At 38.1% G+C, this 21,044-nt stretch carries 19 protein-coding genes; 12 read left to right on the top strand and 7 right to left on the bottom strand.

Annotation, left to right across the window (positions count from 1 at the left end; all coding sequences use genetic code 11):
• Positions 1 to 305 precede the first annotated feature (305 nt).
• The 9 genes from CWR45_RS14240 (at position 306) to CWR45_RS14195 (ending at position 13,134) form a co-directional block, all read left to right on the top strand.
• Positions 306 to 1,775 (top strand): peptidoglycan DD-metalloendopeptidase family protein, encoded by a 1,470-nt coding sequence (locus tag CWR45_RS14240; protein WP_115750523.1) that lies wholly within the window; start codon positions 306 to 308, stop codon positions 1,773 to 1,775.
• A gap of 487 nt (positions 1,776 to 2,262) precedes the next feature.
• On the top strand, positions 2,263 to 2,964 hold the full coding sequence (yycF, locus tag CWR45_RS14235; RefSeq protein ID WP_115750522.1) for a response regulator YycF: 702 nt from the start codon (positions 2,263 to 2,265) through the stop codon (positions 2,962 to 2,964).
• Positions 2,965 to 2,969: 5 nt separating this feature from the next.
• Complete coding sequence (gene walK / locus CWR45_RS14230) at positions 2,970 to 4,799, top strand: cell wall metabolism sensor histidine kinase WalK (RefSeq protein WP_115750521.1); 1,830 nt, start codon at positions 2,970 to 2,972, stop codon at positions 4,797 to 4,799.
• Entirely contained in the window at positions 4,796 to 6,148 is a 1,353-nt protein-coding gene (locus CWR45_RS14225; RefSeq protein ID WP_115750520.1) for a YycH family regulatory protein, read from the top strand. The genes walK and CWR45_RS14225 overlap by 4 nt, the downstream gene beginning before the upstream one ends.
• A 2-nt stretch (positions 6,149 to 6,150) precedes the next feature.
• Positions 6,151 to 7,086, top strand: a complete 936-nt coding sequence (locus tag CWR45_RS14220; protein WP_115750519.1) for a two-component system regulatory protein YycI — start codon at positions 6,151 to 6,153, stop codon at positions 7,084 to 7,086.
• On the top strand, positions 7,083 to 7,868 hold the full coding sequence (locus CWR45_RS14215; protein WP_115750518.1) for an MBL fold metallo-hydrolase: 786 nt from the start codon (positions 7,083 to 7,085) through the stop codon (positions 7,866 to 7,868). Before CWR45_RS14220 ends, CWR45_RS14215 begins: the two co-directional genes overlap by 4 nt.
• Before the next feature lie 127 nt (positions 7,869 to 7,995).
• Positions 7,996 to 9,228 (top strand): S1C family serine protease, encoded by a 1,233-nt coding sequence (locus CWR45_RS14210; RefSeq protein ID WP_115750517.1) that lies wholly within the window; start codon positions 7,996 to 7,998, stop codon positions 9,226 to 9,228.
• Between the two features lie 854 nt (positions 9,229 to 10,082).
• Positions 10,083 to 11,798 (top strand): ABC transporter ATP-binding protein, encoded by a 1,716-nt coding sequence (locus tag CWR45_RS14200; RefSeq protein WP_115750515.1) that lies wholly within the window; start codon positions 10,083 to 10,085, stop codon positions 11,796 to 11,798.
• Positions 11,799 to 12,348: 550 nt separating this feature from the next.
• Positions 12,349 to 13,134: an inositol monophosphatase family protein gene (locus CWR45_RS14195; protein ID WP_115750514.1), complete on the top strand. Its 786-nt coding sequence runs from the start codon at positions 12,349 to 12,351 to the stop codon at positions 13,132 to 13,134.
• 231 nt (positions 13,135 to 13,365) lie between these two features.
• On the opposite strand, the gene CWR45_RS14190 is transcribed toward CWR45_RS14195, so the two are convergent.
• Positions 13,366 to 13,947: a histidine phosphatase family protein gene (locus CWR45_RS14190; RefSeq protein WP_115750646.1), complete on the bottom strand. Its 582-nt coding sequence runs from the start codon at positions 13,945 to 13,947 to the stop codon at positions 13,366 to 13,368.
• A gap of 64 nt (positions 13,948 to 14,011) precedes the next feature.
• On the opposite strand from CWR45_RS14190, the gene CWR45_RS14185 reads away from it, so the two are divergent.
• Positions 14,012 to 14,341, top strand: a complete 330-nt coding sequence (locus tag CWR45_RS14185; RefSeq protein WP_342770183.1) for a YqzG/YhdC family protein — start codon at positions 14,012 to 14,014, stop codon at positions 14,339 to 14,341.
• 2 nt (positions 14,342 to 14,343) lie between these two features.
• Here the strand turns inward: CWR45_RS14185 and CWR45_RS14180 are convergent, their stop codons facing one another.
• The 5 genes from CWR45_RS14180 to CWR45_RS14165 all read right to left on the bottom strand — a co-directional run bounded on the left by CWR45_RS14180 (position 14,344) and on the right by CWR45_RS14165 (position 16,571).
• Positions 14,344 to 14,889: a GNAT family N-acetyltransferase gene (locus CWR45_RS14180; RefSeq protein ID WP_115750513.1), complete on the bottom strand. Its 546-nt coding sequence runs from the start codon at positions 14,887 to 14,889 to the stop codon at positions 14,344 to 14,346.
• On the bottom strand, positions 14,886 to 15,362 hold the full coding sequence (locus CWR45_RS14175) for an NUDIX hydrolase (RefSeq protein ID WP_115750512.1): 477 nt from the start codon (positions 15,360 to 15,362) through the stop codon (positions 14,886 to 14,888). The genes CWR45_RS14180 and CWR45_RS14175 overlap by 4 nt, the downstream gene beginning before the upstream one ends.
• A 15-nt stretch (positions 15,363 to 15,377) precedes the next feature.
• Entirely contained in the window at positions 15,378 to 15,698 is a 321-nt protein-coding gene (locus CWR45_RS20415) for a GNAT family N-acetyltransferase (RefSeq protein WP_342770185.1), read from the bottom strand.
• A complete protein-coding gene (locus tag CWR45_RS20410; RefSeq protein ID WP_342770182.1) occupies positions 15,668 to 15,925 on the bottom strand; it encodes a hypothetical protein in 258 nt (85 codons plus the stop codon). The genes CWR45_RS20415 and CWR45_RS20410 overlap by 31 nt, the downstream gene beginning before the upstream one ends.
• Positions 15,926 to 16,376: 451 nt before the next feature.
• On the bottom strand, positions 16,377 to 16,571 hold the full coding sequence (locus CWR45_RS14165; protein ID WP_115750511.1) for a hypothetical protein: 195 nt from the start codon (positions 16,569 to 16,571) through the stop codon (positions 16,377 to 16,379).
• 248 nt (positions 16,572 to 16,819) lie between these two features.
• On the opposite strand from CWR45_RS14165, the gene CWR45_RS14160 reads away from it, so the two are divergent.
• A complete protein-coding gene (locus CWR45_RS14160; protein ID WP_425453632.1) occupies positions 16,820 to 17,638 on the top strand; it encodes an STAS domain-containing protein in 819 nt (272 codons plus the stop codon).
• Between the two features lie 161 nt (positions 17,639 to 17,799).
• Here CWR45_RS14160 and uraA read toward each other — a convergent pair whose 3' ends face one another.
• The gene (gene uraA / locus CWR45_RS14155; RefSeq protein ID WP_115750510.1) at positions 17,800 to 19,059 is read right to left on the bottom strand and encodes a uracil permease; all 1,260 of its coding nucleotides are present in this window, start codon (positions 19,057 to 19,059) and stop codon (positions 17,800 to 17,802) included.
• Positions 19,060 to 19,519: 460 nt separating this feature from the next.
• Between uraA and dacB the strand changes: the two genes are divergently transcribed.
• Entirely contained in the window at positions 19,520 to 21,040 is a 1,521-nt protein-coding gene (gene dacB, locus CWR45_RS14150) for a D-alanyl-D-alanine carboxypeptidase/D-alanyl-D-alanine endopeptidase (protein ID WP_115750509.1), read from the top strand.
• The last annotated feature ends 4 nt before the right edge of the window (positions 21,041 to 21,044 follow it).

Below are 21,044 nucleotides of genomic sequence, written 5' to 3'. Positions count from 1 at the left end.
TCTCACCTCATTATGGTAAAACTATAATTTATTTTCTATTAAATATGTTTTCCTAAAAGAGGAATAATATTCACTGAGTTGATCATCCTAGTTTGGTTTAATCGCCCGCCAAACTTTTTAATTTCTGAGACAGGGATATTAGGCCCTGTTATTTGGAATAAAGTAAATAATTGGGAGTTATGATACAGTTTCTTTACAATTATCGACAAACTATTCCTAATCCAAATTTCCTATGGTAGATTAGTAGAGGATTAATAAGAATAGAATACATACGATTTTCAAGATATTAAGGGAGAACTATATTAATGTTAAAATGGAATATAGATCATAAAAAACAAAATAGAAATAAATTTCGATTCATAAAGAAAGTAGCTATTACATCTATTCTCGGATTTGGTTTATTAGCAACGACTGCAAGTGCAGAAGATATGAATTTACAGACCGTATATCACGTTTATCTAGATGGAGAACATATTGGTAAGGTTGACGAGCAAGAAATCGTTGAGGAGCATTTGGAAGAGAAGATTGATGCGGATCAGAATACAAATTTAGATTTGACTATTGATGGAAAAGTAGATTATATATCGGAAAAGGTATTTGATCCAGACTATAACAATGAAGAAGTAACCAATGTATTAGATGAAAATACGTCGGTTGTGGCGAATACTGTCGAGCTTAAAATAGCAGATCGAACGGTTGGTTATTTTGAAAACCAAGAGGCAGCAGAAGCTGTAGTTAATGCTTATAAAGCGAAGTATGTACCAGAGGATGTACTAGCAGAAATTGATGCCGCAAAAGAAGCAGATGATAAGGAATCGGATTTGAATGCTGAGAAGCAAACTGCAACTAAGTTAACAGTTGGTGAGAAGCATATTCGGGACGTTGTATTATCGGATGACGTAGCATTGGCGTCTAAGCAAGTTTTGCCTACTGAAGTTTTGACAGAAGAACAAGGGGTTGTTTTACTTGAAAAAGGAACCCTTGAGGAAAAGGTGCATACCGTTAAGGAAGGCGAAGTGCTAGGTGGAATTGCAAGTAATTATGACCTATCAACAAAAGACTTACTAAAATTAAATTCAGGTTTAACAGCTGATTCTTTATTACACATCGGACAAGAAATTAATGTAACAGCATTGGAGCCCTTTGTAGATGTGGTTGTAACTGAAGAGGAATTAGTAGAAGAAAAGATTCCATATGAGACAGAGATAATCGAATCTGAGGAATTATACAAGGGCGATGAAGAAGTCAAACAAGAAGGAAAAGATGGGAAGAAGGAAGTCCTATATTCCATTGAAAAAACAAATGGCAAACAGACTGCAAAAGATGTAACGACCGAGAAGACAACAGAAGAGGCTGTTAAGGAAGTCATTATTAAAGGAACAAAAGTAATCCCCTCTCGTGGTACAGGGGCCATGGTATGGCCAGCAGTTGGTGGCTATATTTCGAGCCATGTTGGCGAACGTTGGGGAAGCATGCATAAAGGACTCGACATTGCTCGACCTAGCAACCGCAGCATTTTAGCTGCTGACAATGGTGTTGTCGTATCGGCTGGTGCTGATGGAAGCTTTGGTAATAAAATTGTAATCGATCATAATAACGGTCTAAAAACGTTATATGCACATCTCTCATCCATCGACGTATCCGTTGGTCAAACAGTTGAAAAGGGAAGTGAAATTGGTGTCATGGGTTCAACTGGAAACTCAACCGGAATCCATTTGCATTTTGAAGTGCATAAAGATGGTGTATTCCAAAACCCGCTAAATTATGTTAAATAATATGGATGTTTATTTGGAAGGTTAATCCTGTTAGGGGTTAGCCTTTTTCCCTTATATACAGTTCATAAATTGCTATTATACAAATAGAAAATATTATAATATCTACTATATCTGTAAAGAGAAAACACTACCTCGCAGTTGATGTACCAATGAAATGAAATTGGTTATGTCATGTCATTTTGCTACGAACAAGGAAGGGCTCACCAGCCCCCCGCGGAAAGCGAGGGTATTTTCGGAGCGAACGGTCAGAGAACAATTGCTCACCTATGCAAGTTAAGAGTTTATGTTTTCTTATCTGCCAAAATAAAGACATATTGTTCAAAGTGCGTTAAAATAGATAGGAGCCTTGATAAGCTCCATAAAAATTTCAAATGAATATAATTATAATATAGATATAACGATTTTAACCTCTAACATGCAGTAGATTACCAACCATATGATGTTAGTCGAGCGCTAGTTAGGACGGAATGAAAAGGATGTGCTAATAATGAGTCAAAAGATTCTAGTAGTAGATGATGAACAACCAATTGCAGATATATTAAAATTTAACTTAGAAAAAGAAGGCTACCAGGTAATTTGCGCATATGATGGCGATGAAGCAATCGAGGTGGCAGAAAATGATAAGCCTGATTTAGTCTTACTTGATATCATGTTACCAAATAAAGATGGTAATGAAGTACTCAGGGAAATAAGAAAGACACAGAGTATGCCAGTTATTATGCTAACCGCGAAGGACTCAGAAATTGATAAGGTACTGGGACTCGAACTTGGAGCAGATGACTATGTAACGAAGCCGTTTAGTAATCGTGAATTAATTGCTAGAGTAAAGGCTAATTTACGTAGACAACAAGTACCTGAAGAAGCACCAAAGGAATCAAAGGATATTATTATCGGTAACCTTGTCGTTCATCCGGATGCCTATGTTGTTTCTAGAGATGGAGTTCAAATTGAATTGACTCATCGTGAATTCGAACTAATGCATTATTTGGCGCGTCATATTGGACAAGTAATGACAAGGGAGCACTTGCTTGAAACCGTATGGGGCTATGATTATTTCGGAGATGTACGAACGGTTGACGTAACTGTAAGAAGACTCCGAGAAAAAATTGAGGAGAACCCTAGTAACCCAACATGGATTGTTACCCGACGTGGTGTAGGTTATTATTTACGTAATCCTGATCAGGAGTAGTTGTGATGAATAAAGTTGGTTTTTTTCGTTCGATACAATTAAAGTTTATTATTATTTATATTCTATTGTTGCTTCTTGCCGTTCAGGTTATTGGGTCGTTTTTTATCACAGGATTAGAAGAGAATCTTGTTGATAATTTTAAAGGGACTGTCAATGACCGTTTAAAGCTGCTTACGTATAATTTGGAACAAGCCTTTAATGAAGAGCGTAACGACGATGAAAATACACCAACCTGGGAAGAAGACGTACAACAAATTGTTGAAGATATAAGTACCGATGATTTAATAAATATTCAAGTGACGGATAATCAAAGTTTTCTTTTGGGAACGAATGACAAAGAACTTATTACGGATATTGGCAAGAAAGTAAATTATCCTATTGTCCAGCAAGTGCTGTCATTCAATAGCCCAAATCACCAGATAGTAAGGAATGAAGCGAATAATGATCGAGTATATATTGAAGCTGTGCCATTAAATAAGGACGGTGCTGTGGCAGGCGTTATATATGTGGAAGCACCGATTCAACAGGTGTATGATCAGCTTCAGGACATAAATGAGATATTCTTACAAGGGTCATTACTAGCAATCAGTGTGTCTGCATTAATTGGAGTTTTAGTTGCCCGGACGATTACAAAGCCAATTATGGAAATGCGGGAACAAGCACAGACAATGGCAAAGGGTGACTTTACGCAAAAGGTAAATGTCTTTGGAAAAGATGAAATTGGTCAATTAGCTGAGGCATTTAATGATTTAAATAGTAGATTAAAACATTCTTATTCGACAATTGAGGAGGAACGGCGAAAGCTCAGTTCGATTTTATCCAATATGTCGGATGGAGTAATTGCCACGGATACGGCAGGGATCATTACACTAATGAACGAGCCTGCGGGCAGATTAATTGGAGAGAATCCAGATGATCTCATCGGTGATTCTTTATTAGATATATTGCAGCTAGATGAAAAAATAGTAGATATAACAGAGTTACAGGATAGTGGTTCGATGATTCTTGATTTTAGTGAAGATGACGAAACGTACTTAATTCGCGCAAATTTCTCAACGGTTTCAGATGATGAAGATGAAATTACAGGATTCATTTCCGTTATTAGTGATGTAACCGAGCAAGAGAAGATTGAACAGGAACGCCGCGACTTTGTTTCCAATGTATCGCACGAACTCCGGACACCTTTAACAACGATGAAGAGCTATATCGAAGCATTAACAGACGGAGCATGGCAGGATAAGGATATCGCACCTAAATTTCTAGGGGTTGCTCAAAATGAAACAGACCGAATGATTCGCATGGTAAATGACCTCCTGCAGCTTTCTAAGATGGATGCTGATGAGCATCCATTGCATAAGGAGCGAACGGAGTTTATTGAGTACTTTCATCAAGTGACCGATCGATTTGAAATGCATATTCCAGAACATATTGACCTGATTCGTGAGTTACCAAAAGGGAAATTTAATGTTTGGATTGATAAAGATAAAATGACCCAAGTAATCGATAATATTATTTCTAATGCTATTAAATATTCACCAGAGGGTGGTAAAATCCAGCTAAAGGTAGAAAATAAACGTCATTTTCTTCAAGTAAGCATTCGGGATGAAGGATTAGGAATTGCTTATGATAAACTTGAAAAGATTTTTGAACGTTTTTATCGTGCAGATCGTGCAAGATCGAGGAAGCTTGGAGGGACTGGTTTAGGACTAGCAATCTCAAAAGAGCTAGTAGAAGCACATCATGGTAAGATTTGGGCAAAAAGTAGAGAAGGTAAAGGAACAACGATCATCTTTACGCTGCCGCTAATGAATCAGAAGCGGGGGTATAATCGATGAAAATGGAAACAGCAAAATCACTAATACTAATCGTATTAATCGGGATTAGTTTACTTCTGACTTTCGGTTTATGGAGTTATCAGCCAGAATTACCTGAAAAAAGCGATAAGCCTCCTTTAAATGAGGCAGTTAATTTAGGCGGAAAAGATAATGAAAAAAAAGGTACAGTGATTGAACCAAGAGAGGTTATCTTTCATATGGATGATCTTCATTATGGATTTTCTAAACCAATCAAGAAACAAGAGTTTTATGAACAAATACAGACTTGGTCTATATCTAACCTGCAAACAAGACTAGTAAGCGGCAGAACACCGAATAAAAATGAAGTTGAAGTAATTTTTCCGAGTAATTTGCCAATGGAAATCTTGAATAATCTAATGAGCTTGTCTGATTCTAATACCGAACTGCCAAACTGGTCATTTGATCGAATGTATTTATCATTTAATCCAGACAGCAAATCATTGAATCTCGAAATACTATCGATTGATGGCAGAAATGAGGCTACGGCAATAATTAATGATTCCAATCATTATGAATTTCTATGGGACTATTTTCAATCAGTTGATGAAGGGCTTCTTCAGGAATACCTTTCGTTAGAACAAACAAAAGAACCAATCTATATACCAAGAGACTCAGTAAGTGTGACAAAGCAGTCATATACGTCTGAGTCTATTGATGAACCCAATTTGTTAATCAAGGTATTCTTCCCGGATCCGTCCCTTGTAAGTCAAACGTATTCTTCTGCTGGTGATACGTATTATACGGATTCACAGCGTGGCATGCGTGTATACTGGAAGCGTGGAAGAATGGAGTTTGTCGACCCATATTCAGAAGACGCGGTTGGGGATGATCAAACAGCGGCCAATATGCTAACGAATAGTATTAAAAATATTAATAGTCACAATGGCTGGACAAATGAATATAACCTGATGGATATTAATGCAAAAGAAAATGTTGTCAGGTACCAGATGTATGATGACAATGGATACCCAATTTATAATGCATTAAATCTGTCGTATATCGATCAAAAATGGATTAATCTACAGCTCAATGAATATGATCGTCCACTCTTTGAGTTAAATGTACCATTAGGTGGGAGCACAGAAAAATTGATGTCAGGTCAAGATTTGATTTCATACTTAAATCGTAATTATAATTTGGAAAATTTCCAGGATATTCGTATTGGTTACAGGCTAATTTATCATTATGATGAAGATGAAAGCAGTATGAGTGGCAGCAACTATAAAGATAGAATTATTGAATTGATTCCTGCTTGGTTTAAGAAGGAAAATGGAGAATGGAATGAAATCGATTTAAATGAAGATCAATTATTAAAGGGAGGGGATTGAGGATGCAATGGGGTCATATAAAAACACTATTTATCCTCAGTTTTCTTATTCTTAATATTTATTTGCTCATTCAATTTATAGAAAAGCAGGATGAGGCTGACTATGGGATACTGGATAATCAAGAATTGACATTTAAAGATCAGCTCAAGGCAGAAAATATTAAGATTCCTAACCTAGAAACAGGGCAAATTGAAAAGGATTCCTATATTTCGGTATCCCAAAAGATATTATCAGAGGCAGATTTGGAGCCGTTAAAAGCAAAGAAAGGGCTTAGTACAGAAGTGATTGATAATTACTTCCTTGTCTCACAATTAGAAGATCCGATCCCTGTTACAGAAGAAACTTCAGATATAATTAGTGAACTCGTAAAAAGCTATGTTTTATTTCCTGATCATTATACGTATTGGGGCTGGAATAAAGAGTTAAACGTGCTTATCTTTTTCCAGAAAATTAATGATCGGCCGGTTTATTTTAATTCAAATGGACTAGTGCTAGCTTTCTTAAATGGATCAAATGAGATAACCCATTTGACGCAATCAGTGCTTGGTGAAGCGGAGCCACAAGGAGAATTACAGACATTAATCCAGCCGCTGTTTTCGGTTGAAGCATTATATAATCGAAGCTTTTTAACTGCCAATGAAGAAGTCACAGACGATGTCGTGCTAGGATATTATGCAAGGCTGGTAGCAGAAGGAAATCAAGTATTTGCCCCAACATGGAAAGTAACCGTTAAAGGGGAAAGCAGTGGAGAAAGGAATTACTTCGTGAATGCGATTGAAGGACTTGCTTCTCGAAATGATGAGATTAAATTTCTTCATGATACCATCGGAAATGATATAAAGAAAATAGAAACATTGAACAAAGATAGTAAAGTAAAACAATCCTTTTTAAATGCGACAATTAAGTTAGAGGTAGACAATCGGAGTGAAACAGAATGACATTACGTTTTAGTGTTTTAGCATCTGGAAGTACAGGAAATGCATTTTATATAGAATCAGATCAAGAGCGATTTCTAGTGGATGCTGGATTAAGCGGTAAGCAGATGGACAACTTATTCAGCAAAGTCCATGTTGATCCGTCAATGCTATCAGGAATTCTCGTAACCCATGAGCATAGTGATCATATCAAAGGATTAGGAATTATTGCGAGAAAATACAATTTGCCAATCTATGCGAATGAGAAGACATGGAAGGCAATGGAAAAATCCATTGGAAAGCTTACAGTCGATCAAAAATTTATGTTTGGAATGGAAGAAGTAAAAACTTTTGGCGATATGGAAATCGAATCATTTGGTGTCTCACATGATGCTGCTGAGCCAATGTTCTATACGTTCCGACACAGTGGGAAGAAAGTCGCGCTTGTTACCGATCTTGGTTATGTTTCAGAACGGATTAAGAAAACGGTAGAGGATGCGGATGCATATATTTTTGAAGCAAATCACGATGTAGAAATGTTACGAATGGGGCGTTACCCCTGGAGTGTCAAACGTAGGATTCTAGGAGATTCAGGACATGTTTCGAATGAGGATAGCGGATTAGCACTTTCTGAAATAATTAGCAATCGAACGAAACGAATTTATTTAGCCCATTTAAGCTTGGATAATAATATGAAAGATCTTGCTAGGATGGCAGTAGATGGGGTACTAAAAGAGCGAGGAATTGAGATAGATTTATTTGATACAGATCCTAAAGAACCTACTGCATTGTATGAAGTTATATAAATGGTCAATCGTTTGCAAGAAATGCTGCAACATTGGCTAGTCAAAAACCTATGACTATTTTTTAATTCTTGGTGAAATACTATAGCAAAAGGAAATTAAAAACACAATCGGATAAGGGGTTAATTTCATGGGATATTATGATCAGGGTTACCCACCGAATCCATCTCGCAATCGCAGGAAAAAGGGCGGATGGCTAATTCCATTATTGCTGGGGATTATCATTGGGATTTTATTAGTTGCAGAAGTTGTGCCATCATTTAAGTCTGCTGGAAGATTTGGGGAAAACGCTGAAACAGACAACAGAGCAAATGAGGCGACAATTCAATCAGGGGAAAATAATCAAAAGTCGGGGACGATACCGAGAGCAGTAAAAGTGGATGTTTCGACACAAATAACGGAAATGGTTGCGGAGGTATCTCCTGCTGTTGTTGGCGTGACAAATATCCAAAGCAAAACCGATTTCTGGGAGCAACAGAAGAACGTTGAGGCAGGAACAGGATCTGGTGTCATCTATAAAAATACAGACGGTGTTGCATATGTCGTTACAAACCACCATGTAATTGAAGGTGCAGATTATGTTGAAGTCGTTTTATCTGATGATACACATGTAGACGCAAAAATCGTTGGCAGTGATTTATTTTCTGATTTAGCAGTGTTACGGATGGACGGTAAGGCTGTAAAGAAGGTCATTGAAATTGGTTCAAGTGCCGATGTCAAGGTTGGTGAACCTGTCATTGCAATTGGAAATCCACTGGGACTCGCATTCTCAGGCTCAGTCACGCAAGGTGTCGTAAGTGGAACAGAGCGAACGGTACCACAGGATTTTAATTTAGATGGCCGTGCTGATTGGCAAGCAGAAGTAATCCAGACGGATGCTGCGATTAATCCAGGCAATAGTGGTGGGGCATTGATTAATATTTATGGTCAATTAATAGGAATTAATTCTATGAAAATTACGCAAGAGGCAGTAGAAGGGATTGGCTTCTCTATCCCAATTGATAGTGCGTTGCCGATTATAGAGGAGTTAGAGGCGACAGGAGAAGTAATCCGTCCATATATCGGCGTTGAAATCTATTCACTTGACGAAGTACCACAAGCTGAATGGAGAAGTACATTAAATCTCCCTTCTGATGTTGATGGCGGGGTCTATGTATGGAGTGTTGATCCATTATCACCAGCGGATAAGGCAGGATTACAACGGCTTGATGTCATTACAGAGCTCGATGGTAACCCTGTTAAGGACATGATTAATTTACGAAAAGTGCTATACCAGGATAAGGAAATAGGCGAAAATGTAAGTGTAGTTTATTACCGCAATGGAGAACGAATTGAAACAACCTTACAGTTAGGATCACAGTAATAAATAAGAAACAGGAGGCTACCTTGAAAAGCCTCCTGTTTTTTGGTGCAATGGATTATAGTTAGGAATTGAAAACTGTGAACTATCTTAGGATATATAATAGTCCTCGGACCAATCGCTCCGGAAATACACTACGCTTTCCGCGGGCGGCTGGTGAGCCTCCTTGTGCTATCGCACTTCGGAGTCTCACCGAGGCCTTTCCTCCCGCAGGAATCTCCGTGTATTTCCTCCGCTGGGATTGTGCGTTCATTGCTCTTATCTTTTCTTACCTCTTCATTAAGTGGATAGAGTAGTATCACTCTTTCATGGCGGTTTACTGTAGCGGCAGGAGACTCGTCGAAAATAAAAACGATTTTCATCGTGCGAAGTAACGCTGTCGAAGCTTTCCTTGTCCTAAGGAACAGGAACGGCTGTAGACTCATAGGAAGCGGCTTTCTGTAGAAGGAGCAGACCGCGTTGACCGCGGAAATCAACTTGCGCCTAATTCACAGTTTAATAAATAATAAAGCAATCGAGTTGAAAGCACAGATAACGAGCAAAGTTTGTTTAGTAACAGGGGTTATACACATGCTGTTAATAAATCTGTAGATATTTTCAATATATAGTAGGGAAAAGGTGTTCGCCAACAATATAGCGACATTGAATTGTGCATATGTTGATAAAAATGTGGATAACTACGGTTATTCAGAGTATTTTAACCGTTATCCACGACTTATCAACAGTTTCTTTAATAATGTTGTTAATTTCTAGGCATTATGAATTAGTTACCCACTAATGACAGATACCCAATTATTGCTAAACATAGGGATAAACCTTATAATTTATGTACCAAATTAGAAAAAGGAAGTGAATATGTGATACGTCGTTTTTTCTCTTACTACAAGCCACATCGGCGATTATTTATAGTGGATTTTACTGCAGCACTATTTGTTGCCTTGCTTGAACTTGCGTTTCCGGTTGCCGTTCAATGGTTTATTGATAAATTATTGCCTGGCGGAGATTGGAATATCATTGTAACGGTTGCGGTATTGCTATTATTCGTTTATATATTGAGTACTTATTTGCAGTATGTCGTTACATATATCGGGCATAAGCTAGGGGTAAACATTGAAACAGATATGCGCCAAGAGTTATTTAATCATGTACAAAAGCAATCATTTCGCTTTTTCGATAACGTGAAGACAGGACATATCATGAGTCGGATTACGAATGATTTATTTGATCTTGGTGAGCTGGCACATCATGGCCCAGAGGATTTCTTTATTTCAATCATGACCTTTATTGGTGCATTTTTCATCATGTTTACGATTAATCCTCAGCTTGCTTTGATTATTTTAATCGCCATACCAATCCTGATTTTCCTTATTTCCTTTGGTAATGTTAGGATGAATAAATCATGGAAGAGAATGTATGAGGATATTGCCGGTGTAAATGCCCATGTTGAAGATGCGGTATCTGGCGTGCGTGTCGTGCAATCCTTTACGAATGAAGCATTTGAAATGGACAATTTTTCTAAGAATAACACTAGCTTCAAAGAGGCCAAAGTCGGAGCATATCGAGTCATGGCTATTGTTCATTCCAATATATATTTGCTTATGCGTTTAATTACTTTACTTGTCCTTGTTACGGGTGCATGGCTAACATTCCAAGGGAAGATGTCGTACGGCGAGCTTGTTAGTTTTATCTTGTTTGTGAATGTATTGTTCAATCCAATCAATAAAATTACAGCATTACTGGAAATGTATCCAAAGGGAATGGCAGGTTTCAAGCGATTTACCGAGCTGCTAGATGTCGAACCAGATGTAAAGGATCGAGAAAATGCTGTTCAAGTAAGCAATTTAAGAGGAGACATTTCCTTCCATAATGTTACCTTTGGTTACGAGGAGGAACATGTCCCAGTATTAAATGGATTAAGCTTCGACATTCGTGCAGGCGAAACGATTGCTTTCGTTGGCCCATCAGGTGCTGGTAAAACTACAATATCTTCGTTAATCCCTCGTTTCTATGATGTTAATTCAGGGAGCATTACGATTGATGGGATGGATATCCGCGACATGACGAAGCAATCACTTCGAAGGCAAATCGGTGTCGTTCAACAGGATGTCTTCTTATTTACAGGAACACTTCGTGAGAATATTGCGTATGGGAAACTTGATGCGACGAATGAAGAAATCGAACTCGCAGCGCGTCGCGCCCATATGGAGGAATTTATTCGCGAATTGCCAGATGGATATGAAACCCAAGTCGGAGAACGTGGGCTTAAGTTATCTGGTGGACAGAAGCAGCGGATTGCGATTGCGCGGATGTTCTTAAAAAATCCACCAATTTTAATCTTGGACGAAGCAACATCTGCACTCGATACTGAGACAGAAATGATTATTCAAAAGGCATTGAATGAGCTTGCGAAGGATCGGACAACTCTTGTGATTGCCCATCGACTCGCAACAATTAAAAATGCAGATCGAATTATGGTTGTCACAAAGAATGGAATTGAAGAAGAAGGCAGTCATGAAGAGCTGTTAAAGTATAATGGGATATTCGCTCATTTGCATAATGTGCAAATGAATTAAACAAACTTAAGGAGATTTCCTAGTTTATTGACTAGGAGTCTCTTTTTTTAAAAGGAAAAAATAAGAACGTCATTAACATAATTTCAGAAGAGTCTGTCACTAGGAGGTGGCTAAACACTAGTTTTCCAATAAAATTGCAGGTTATCAACAATCTGTTAATAACCTGTTAGTATGTTCTGAAAATTTACAAAAGGGAAACATTTAACCTATGATTTATAGATTATATACGGCTTTTTGGCAGATATTATACAAATGAATAAGTGAACCTAAGGATGTAGTGACAATCAAGTTAACCAATTAAGATATTATTTATGAATTAGTGGATTAATATTTCTAATTTTTCGAGATGCAAATTTTGTCGATATTCCCCGGGAAATGATTCTTAAATAGTATTGGTGTGGGTTAGCAAGTCAAGGGTTAGACATATTTATTAGGAAGCAACCGTAGCATTTTAGAATATTAAAGGTATCAATCATTGAAAACATTGAAGCAATACCATAGTATTAATTTAGGAACTTTCAAAAAAGTACAGTTGTTTGGAGGAATCGAAGTGGATCGTAGCTTAATGGAAATTGATTTGCAAGTAAAGCAATGGTTTAAAGAAATTATTCCCTTTATTCAAGAATCATTATCGACCGAATTAACAATCGAAACGAAGTCTAGTCATCGTGATTTAGTTTCAAATATTGATAAAGAAGTGGAAGCTAGGATTCGAGCGAAGATTATCGAGAACTATCCGATCCATCAAATTATTGGCGAGGAAACTAAACAGAGAGAGCAAATCCAATCATTTGACAATGTATGGTTAATTGATCCAATTGATGGGACCACAAACTTTCTGAAACAGCAGGACCATTTCTGTGTGTTGATTGCCTACTATGAGAATAATGTCGGCAAGCTTGGATATATTTATGATGTAATGAATAACGATTTGTATCATGCGATGGAAAATGAGGGAGCCTATTTAAATGGAGTTAGAATGAAATCTCCTGCCTCGATTGCCTTAGAGGATGGATTAGTTTCTTGTGATATTAGCAGATGGCATACGAAATCGAATTTCACCGAGCTTGTAAATCATTGTTTTGATATACGGTATATGGGCTGTGGTGGAATTGATTCCATTCATGTATTTGATGGCAAATTTGTAGCCTTCGTCAATTCCGATTCCGGTCCTTGGGATTTAGCGGCACAAGTCATTTTCGCAAAAGAATTAGGGTTAAAAATGAGCAAATTCGATGGCAACCCGGTCGATTACTTAGTTGGCGGTGATTATATTCTAGCGAATGCTGGATGCTTTGAAGATGTTGTATCGATTATGAAACGTCACGAATCATAATCCCCGCTCAAATAATACAATGGTAGTTTTGCGAAACTGCCATTGTAAATTCAAGCACGCTCCCTAGAAACACAAATCATCTGGTAACTATTATCAGTTATTGGTGTTTCCCGCCAATCTTAATATACATTAGTATTCTCGAATTCATTACGAGAGAGCAGACGCTCCATTTCTTTAGGAAATAACATAGGACAGTCGAACATTGGTTTTTTTCGCCTCTTCATTTGGTTTCTACTCACCAAACCTGGACAAATGCTCTATCCGATTGTAATCCTTTATCTCCCACTGTTCCTTTTGGAAATGAATGTTGCTAATACATGCATTCATGAGCTTTGTTTTTCCTGAGCCGATTTCTCCGTTTGACAAATTCGATAAGATCATGCCAATTACTGCACCGTGGGCAACAAGCAGTACACGCTTATCTGGATATGTATCACAAACCTGCTTAATTCCTGTCATGACTCGATTGTTAAAGTCTTCTCTTTCCTCTTGGTTCGGATAGTTTCCATCTGGATACTTCTCTACCCTCGCTTCTAATGTCATCCCTTCTCCGTCACCAAATGCTCGCTCAACGAAATCATCCATTTCAATCATCGGTAAATGTAAATAGCTGTTAATGATTTCCGCGGTTTCCTTAGCACGTTTCATTGGGCTGGAAATTAAAATGTCATAATCCGCTGCATCTAAGTATGCACCACACTCGTCTGCCTGTTTTCTCCCCGTATCATTTAATGGAATATCTGTTTTCCCTTGAATTTTCCCAAGTGCATTCCAGTCAGTTTCTCCGTGCCTGATTAAACATATTTTCGTCATTTTTTCACGCTCCTTCATAATATTCTCCAATTGACACATCCTATAGAAAAGGAGGTTATCTGTTATGATGAAAAAACTGCTATTAGTGATTGCTCTGTTCTTGCCATTAAGTTATTTTGCTCCAATCGACAATACATTGAATGCGGAAATAGTGATTCCTCCCTATGCAAAATGGGGTCGAATGGCTATGGAAGAGACGAAAGCAAAATATCCGAACGCACAAATCATTGACTATCTCCATATTGGCAAAGAAACAAATGGTGATACCTCAGTCGAAAAGTTCAAACTGTGGCTTAAAGGTGAAGAGAAGGAATTCGGTGTGTTTATCGATATTTCATTTAACTCAAAAACAGATGAAGTCATCAAGATTACTTATAAGGAGACAGACCGATAGAATTAGTCATTCGGATTTATTCTTGCTAACATTTGATGGTCTTCCCATCTGCCATTTATTTTAACATTCTTTACTGCAATTCCTTCTTTGTGGAAGCCGGCCTTTTCCAATACGCGAATCGAGCCAATATTATGTGGCATGACACCTGCTTCGATTCGGTGCAATTTTAAATGTTCGAAGGCATAAGCTACAACTAGCTTTACGGCTTCTGTCATATAACCTTTTCCGTTCTGCTTTTGATCCAAGAAATAACCGATAAAAGCTCCTTGCAGGGAGCCACGGAGTACCTCGAATAGATTAACGGTACCAATTAATGCATCCTTGTCGAGTGTAAAAATGCCAAACATATATTGTTGATCGAGCTCCCAGCTTTTGGCATAGCTTTTGATTCTTGTCTTTTGTCCCTCTAAGGTATAGAAGTCATTATCTCGATGCGTGGAGAATCTCTCAAAGAAGTCACGATTCGTAAGCTGCAAAGCTAGCAGTTCTTCAGCATCATCTGTTTTAAATGCACGAATGTAAATTGACCTACCGTTAATTCTGGTCATTTGTCATCCCCATCTCGATTGATTATATGTACTGTACGGCCTGGCAACGCCTTTAAGCCAGATTTTAGGAAACTAGGGAGCAATTCATATTCCGATAATTTTTCTATTGGAACCCATTTGTAAAGCAGTCGCTCCCCTTCTGGACCATGGAATGCCTCGCTTTGCAATAATGATGAATCACTAGTCGATACCTCATAATAGAAGCTAATTTCGTGAAAAGCATCGCCTTTATAGTCAAAGAAGTTCTCTACGATCCAGCACAGCTGTCCAACCTCAATTTCCATCGTTAGCTCTTCTTGAAATTCACGGATGAGCGCGACTTGTGAGTCTTCACCAAGAGCAACCCTTCCTCCTGGGAGAGACCAGTTTGTATCGTTAACATCCTTATGTATAAGTACTTGTCCATTTTGAGTCCATATCCCAGCGACACGATAATTGAAAACAGAAGTATCTGTTTTAAATACGATATCCATTTCACCACTCCTAACTTAGCGGATGTTTTCCCAATCACTCGCTAACATCCCGTATATGACATGGTCGACATAATGATCATACAGCCATTCTGCTTGTCTAATTTTACCTTCTTCAACAAAGCCCAACCGTTTGGGGATTGCGCGGCTCCTCAAATTTTCATATGCAGCACGGATTTCGACACGGTTAAGGTCTAACTCATGAAAAGCATATTCGGTTAATGCTCGAGCAACACGGCTCATAATACCCTTCCCTTGATAATCCTTCGCCAGCCAGTAGCCGATATGCCCAATTTTATTTCGGAAGTCTAAGCTGTTGAATCCCGCCTTCCGACTAATTTCCCCTGATAATAAATGCCAGTTGTAAGTCCCTTTTTGGCTTCCATTGTTTGGGTAGTATGCTCAATAAATGCCTGTGAATCATCAACTGTCTTTGTGCCATCAACCCAGGGTAGCCATGCTCGTAAATATTCTCTGGATCCTTCTGTAAGTTGAAATAGTGCTTGTGCATCCTGAATTTCCAGCTGCTGTAATACAATCTCCTCGTCAATTTTAAAATGAAACATTGTCCACACCCCTCCCGTTTTTGTCTAAGTAAAAATAATCATACCATAATTATTATCTGAAAATATAATAATGTTTTTGTTTCCCATCGAATGACGAGTCATTTTGAAAAAGAGATTGATCAAATTAGACGATTTAAGGTTTAATATGGAGAAACAGTATTCTGAACATGAGTGATAATATTGTTTCATATGTTTTTTTGTAATTGGCAGGTTTAAATGGTGTGAATCCTATAGAAGAATTATAAGCTGAAAGAGTTGGTGGTATGGGGAACTATTAAATATTATATGCCCCTCGTCAATTGAATTTGAAAAGGGGCTAACGCTCAACTTTCTTTGTTAGCAATGAGGCGATACCCCCTATACAATCACATCTGTTAGCACAATAAATGCGTTAACCTTCCATTTACAATGCGCCTGCTTGATGATTATTGGCAAATTGTGCATAGTGTTATCATTTATTTTTAAATATATGAGGTCTTTCCGCCTTCATCGATATATGACCACATTCTGTACAAACTGTAACAAGTACTTTAGATCCACCTTTCCAATCCATTTTTTTAGCTGGTTGCAAAGTGCCACCAAATCCTGCCCATACCGCATTTCCTAATGCTTTACTCTCGCATAACATGCATTGTTGTTCGGCCATTTTAGCTCCTCATTTCCATTATTTTTAGATGTGATTGGTTTTTTTACTCAATAATCTACACTTTAAATAAATTCAACAAGAAAGAGTGTTTATCCTTCTTTAAGAAAAGAACCTGATAATATGTGTTAATTTGAGCTTAGAAGGGAATAAAAAAGAAGGGATTTTTCTTATTAATATAGAATGGATATATATATATATCCATTTTTTCGGACCTTCCGATAAAAAACTCACAATAGGAGGAACTTAATGTGACAGCCAGAAGCAGTATTGACAACTATATTTTGAATAACAGAGAAGAATTTCAATCGATGCTTTTATCAGAGGCAGGAAATGTTGCCACGAAGATTAATACTATATTAGAAGAAGGAAATATTGATCTTTTGAAAAATGCAGAAACGATCGCACTCTATGTTGTGGGAAATAAGCGAGAGGAACTCATTGATTTTGCAGAAGTAGAAGGAATTTCTTGGGCGAAGTATTCACTAACCTTAGCACTCAAATTAGAGTGGATCCATGCACTTAGACGTACTTTATGGCAACTCCTACGGGAAAATGATCCATTAAACAGCAGTTCTAACTTTGCTGGTGATTTTTATGAACTGGAACAGACCATTAATGATGGGATTGATGAATTTTTAAATAGCTTTTTTATTAGCTATTCTAACTATAAAGATGAATTAATTATGAACCAAAGGAAATTAGTTGAACATCTATCAGTTCCTATCATTCCAGTCAGCTCTTCTATAGCCGTATTGCCAATGATTGGCATGTTTGATTCCTATCGAATGGATATTATTGAAGAGAAAGTATTAAACGAAATATCAAAGTTAAGGATTAATACATTAATTATCGACCTTTCAGGAATAACTGATATGGATGAATATACAGTTGCTATTTTTCAACAGGTGTTAACTGGGATAAAGCTGATGGGTTCAAAATCAATCTTAACGGGATTAAGACCTCAACTTGCCAGAAAAATGGTTCACTTAGGAACGAACATGAAAAACACAGAAATCAAAGGAACATTACAACAAGCATTAGATGAATATTTTGAAATAAAAGCGTAGGTATGTAAAATACCTACCAATAGCAATCTCATTTCTTGAGGGGATTGCTTTTTCCTTAATAGTTGTTAAAAAATGATAAAAAACGCTGCTCATTTCATCAGTCTTTCTATACAGAAATACCCCCTTGGGGAATTTCCAAAGGGATATCTCATTATAAGAATCTATTCATTTGCAAGCTTAAGCACATTTAATAGTTTGAAGAACAAGCTCAAGATAACCGCAACAATTGTTGCAAGTCCCATACCCGATAATGCTACTTCGCCAAGTGAGATGGAAGCTCCACTAATTCCTACCGCAAGCACAACACAAGTTAATATCAGGTTTTGTGAATTACTATAATCCACTTTTTGCTCCACTAGTATACGAAGTCCGCTTACCGCGATGATTCCGAATAAGAGTAAGGAAATTCCGCCCATTACAGGAGTTGGGATTGTCGTAATTAGTGCTGCAAGTTTTCCGCAGAACGATAAGATCACCGCAATTACTGCTGCTCCACCGATAATCCAAGTAGAGTATACACGAGTGATTGCAAGTACGCCGATATTCTCGCCGTATGTTGTATTTGGTGTTGAACCGAGTAAACTGGAAATCATTGTTGAAATTCCGTTACCGAATAAAGAACGATCAAGTCCAGGATCTTTTACAAGGTCTTTCTTCACGATATTTCCTGTTACGACTAAGTGTCCGATATGTTCTGGAATTAACACGAGCGCAGCGGGCAGGATAATCAGAATATCTGACCAGTTAAACTCGATTTGGTAGAATGTTGGCAATTGAATCCAATCTGCTTCCTTTACTGCTGTATAATCGACGATACCGAAAAACGTTGCAATACAATAGCCTGTTACAATTCCAAGCAGGATTGGGATAATTTTCAAGAAGCCACGAAGGACAACCCAGTAAACAATTGTAAAGCCTAGTGTAAGTAGTGAAACTGTGATTGCTGTTGTATCAACTGGGATATTCGGATCGGGCACAAGTCCCGCCATGCCTGCAGCAGTTGGCACAAGCTCAAGGCCAATTACTGCTACGATTGCTCCCATTGCAGCTGGTGGGAAGACAGTATCAATCCATGTGGTCCCTGCTACTTTAACGATTAAGCCGATTAGGACGAGAACAAGACCTACAACGAAGAATCCACCTAACGCTGCGCCATAGCCGCCACCCTGGGTTATAACGAGGGTTACTGGTGAAATAAACGCGAAGCTGGATCCTAAATATGCAGGAATTTTCCCTTTCGTAATGAAGATATAAAGAATGGTTCCAATTCCGTTCATTAGTAGGATGGTCGCAGGATCAACTCCAAAAATAATCGGTACTAATACAGTTGAACCGAACATTGCAAATAAGTGCTGAAAGCTAAGTGGTAAACTTTGTAAAAATGGCAGACGCTCATCAACTTGAATTTCACGTTGTGACATAGTCTTCTCCCCTATTCTATAAATTAATAAGATATAAAAAAATGCACCCTGCCCGATAAACTGGCAGGGTGCATTTTTATTTAGACAGGAAGTAGCCTGCCCAAACCATTGCGCATCTATATGCACAACGAATCCGCACCAACCTTGCCAGCCTCACAGGACTGATTTAAAGGTAATCTACAAGTATATTACAAAGGATGTTAGATAAAGTCAAGTCTTTTTAGAACCTGTCCATTTTTAAAGCAAGGAATTTTGGGGAAATATGCAATAAAAACATGAGTTTCGGCATATTAATAGCTAGCTTAGGAAATAATATTATCTTTGGTATTTAAGCAAGTATAAATATTTACTATAAGTGCAACTAAGGCTGGGGTAACCCTTAGTATTCGAATAATAGCTTTCATATTGATTAATTTAATGTATAATTAAAATATTCTAACAATAGAGGTGCGATGCAGTTATGGTCTCAAAGAATAAGATTTTTTATGGCTTTCTATTCCTCTTGATAATGGTAACTGTCGCCATTTCGTTAATAAACAAGGATGAACCACCCATTATTAAAGCCTCCAATGAGATCTCAGAGAAAGAGAAATCCCGAACATTATCAGAAAAAATGGCTGCAATTTTAAAGGATGAATCATTGGACGGGGCAAGCGTCGGGATAAGTGTTCGAAAGGCGGAAACTGGTGAAGAAATCTATGCATATCAAGGTGATTTACGATTGCATCCTGCATCGAATATGAAAATCTTAACTGCGGCAGCAAGTCTAGATACACTTGGTCCGGACTATCAATTTACAACGGAATTCGCAACGGATGGTAAGATAAAAGGAAAGGTATTGCAAGGAAACTTGTATATTCGGGGTAAAGGAGATCCTACATTATTAAAAGAGGATCTCGATCAAGCAGCAATTGAATTGAAGGAACAAGGGATTAACCGTATCAATGGGAATTTAATCGGCGATGATCAGTGGTATGATGCGATTCGCCTATCCCAGGATTTGAACTGGTCCGATGAGTCTTTCTATACCGGTGCACAAGTCTCTGCGCTGACGCTTTCTCCAAATAATGATTATGACGCTGGAACGGTTATTGTGGAAGTAATTCCAGGAACGAAGCTAGGCGGACCGGGGAAAGTAACACTTACGCCAAATACAGACTACGTCACGATTTTGAATAAAACTGAAATAGTTGCTGCAAATGAAGCGAAGGATCTGACAATTGAACGGGAGCATGGTACGAATACAATTATTGTCGAAGGGAAAATCCCTTTAAAGGGAGCGAACTCAAAAGAATGGATTGCAGTCTGGGAACCAACAGGATATGTGCTAGATGTTTTTAAACAGTCATTAGAGCAGCAAGGCATCAAGTTTATCGGCAATTCGAAAGTTCAAACGGGGGTAACGCCTGAGAATGCGACCGTGCTTACAACGGTAAAATCAATTCCTTTAAATGAACTGCTCCTGCCATTTATGAAATTAAGTAATAATGGATTAGGAGAAACACTATCGAAGGAAATGGGCCAAGTCGTTCATAGCGAAGGAAGCTGGGAGAAGGGTCTAGAGGTAATTGCTGAAACGGCAGCAGAATCAGGCGTTAATCCAGATACCGTTCGGTTCCGTGATGGTTCAGGAATGTCTCATAAAACGTTAATACCTGCAAGTGGGCTATCAAATCTGCTTTATCACGTGCAGCAAAAGGATTGGTACGCTGATTTTGAATTCTCCTTTCCTGTAGCCGGGATGGAGGAGCGGCTAGTAGGTGGAACGCTCAGGCATCGGATGAAGGAAGAGCCGGCAAAAGGAAATGTTATCGCGAAGACAGGCTCCCTTACTGGTGTTTCGTCGCTTTCAGGCTATGTTACTTCCTTAGACGGGGAGAAATTGATTTTTTCAATAATGGTAAATAACTTCTTAAGCAGTTCGGTAACGTCAATTGAAGATGCCATCGCGACTGTGCTTGCCACACATGAGTTCAAATAGGATA

Origin of the sequence: Oceanobacillus chungangensis, assembly GCF_003369565.1 — a bacterium.
GTDB lineage: Bacteria > Bacillota > Bacilli > Bacillales > Amphibacillaceae > Oceanobacillus > Oceanobacillus chungangensis.
This window is presented reverse-complemented; position numbering and strand designations above follow the sequence as displayed.

Coding starts and splice junctions, on each gene's coding strand:
- yycF (WP_115750522.1), top strand. CDS start 2,263: ATGAGTCAAAAGATTCTAGTAGTAGATGATGAACAACCAATTGCAGAT.
- CWR45_RS14225 (WP_115750520.1), top strand. CDS start 4,796: ATGAAAATGGAAACAGCAAAATCACTAATACTAATCGTATTAATCGGG.
- CWR45_RS14185 (WP_342770183.1), top strand. CDS start 14,012: ATGATGAAAAAACTGCTATTAGTGATTGCTCTGTTCTTGCCATTAAGT.
- CWR45_RS20410 (WP_342770182.1), bottom strand. CDS start 15,925: ATGTTTCATTTTAAAATTGACGAGGAGATTGTATTACAGCAGCTGGAA.
- uraA (WP_115750510.1), bottom strand. CDS start 19,059: ATGTCACAACGTGAAATTCAAGTTGATGAGCGTCTGCCATTTTTACAA.
- CWR45_RS14210 (WP_115750517.1), top strand. CDS start 7,996: ATGGGATATTATGATCAGGGTTACCCACCGAATCCATCTCGCAATCGC.
- CWR45_RS14190 (WP_115750646.1), bottom strand. CDS start 13,947: ATGACGAAAATATGTTTAATCAGGCACGGAGAAACTGACTGGAATGCA.
- CWR45_RS14240 (WP_115750523.1), top strand. CDS start 306: ATGTTAAAATGGAATATAGATCATAAAAAACAAAATAGAAATAAATTT.
- CWR45_RS14175 (WP_115750512.1), bottom strand. CDS start 15,362: ATGGATATCGTATTTAAAACAGATACTTCTGTTTTCAATTATCGTGTC.
- CWR45_RS14180 (WP_115750513.1), bottom strand. CDS start 14,889: ATGACCAGAATTAACGGTAGGTCAATTTACATTCGTGCATTTAAAACA.
- CWR45_RS14215 (WP_115750518.1), top strand. CDS start 7,083: ATGACATTACGTTTTAGTGTTTTAGCATCTGGAAGTACAGGAAATGCA.
- walK (WP_115750521.1), top strand. CDS start 2,970: ATGAATAAAGTTGGTTTTTTTCGTTCGATACAATTAAAGTTTATTATT.
- dacB (WP_115750509.1), top strand. CDS start 19,520: ATGGTCTCAAAGAATAAGATTTTTTATGGCTTTCTATTCCTCTTGATA.
- CWR45_RS14220 (WP_115750519.1), top strand. CDS start 6,151: ATGCAATGGGGTCATATAAAAACACTATTTATCCTCAGTTTTCTTATT.
- CWR45_RS14165 (WP_115750511.1), bottom strand. CDS start 16,571: ATGGCCGAACAACAATGCATGTTATGCGAGAGTAAAGCATTAGGAAAT.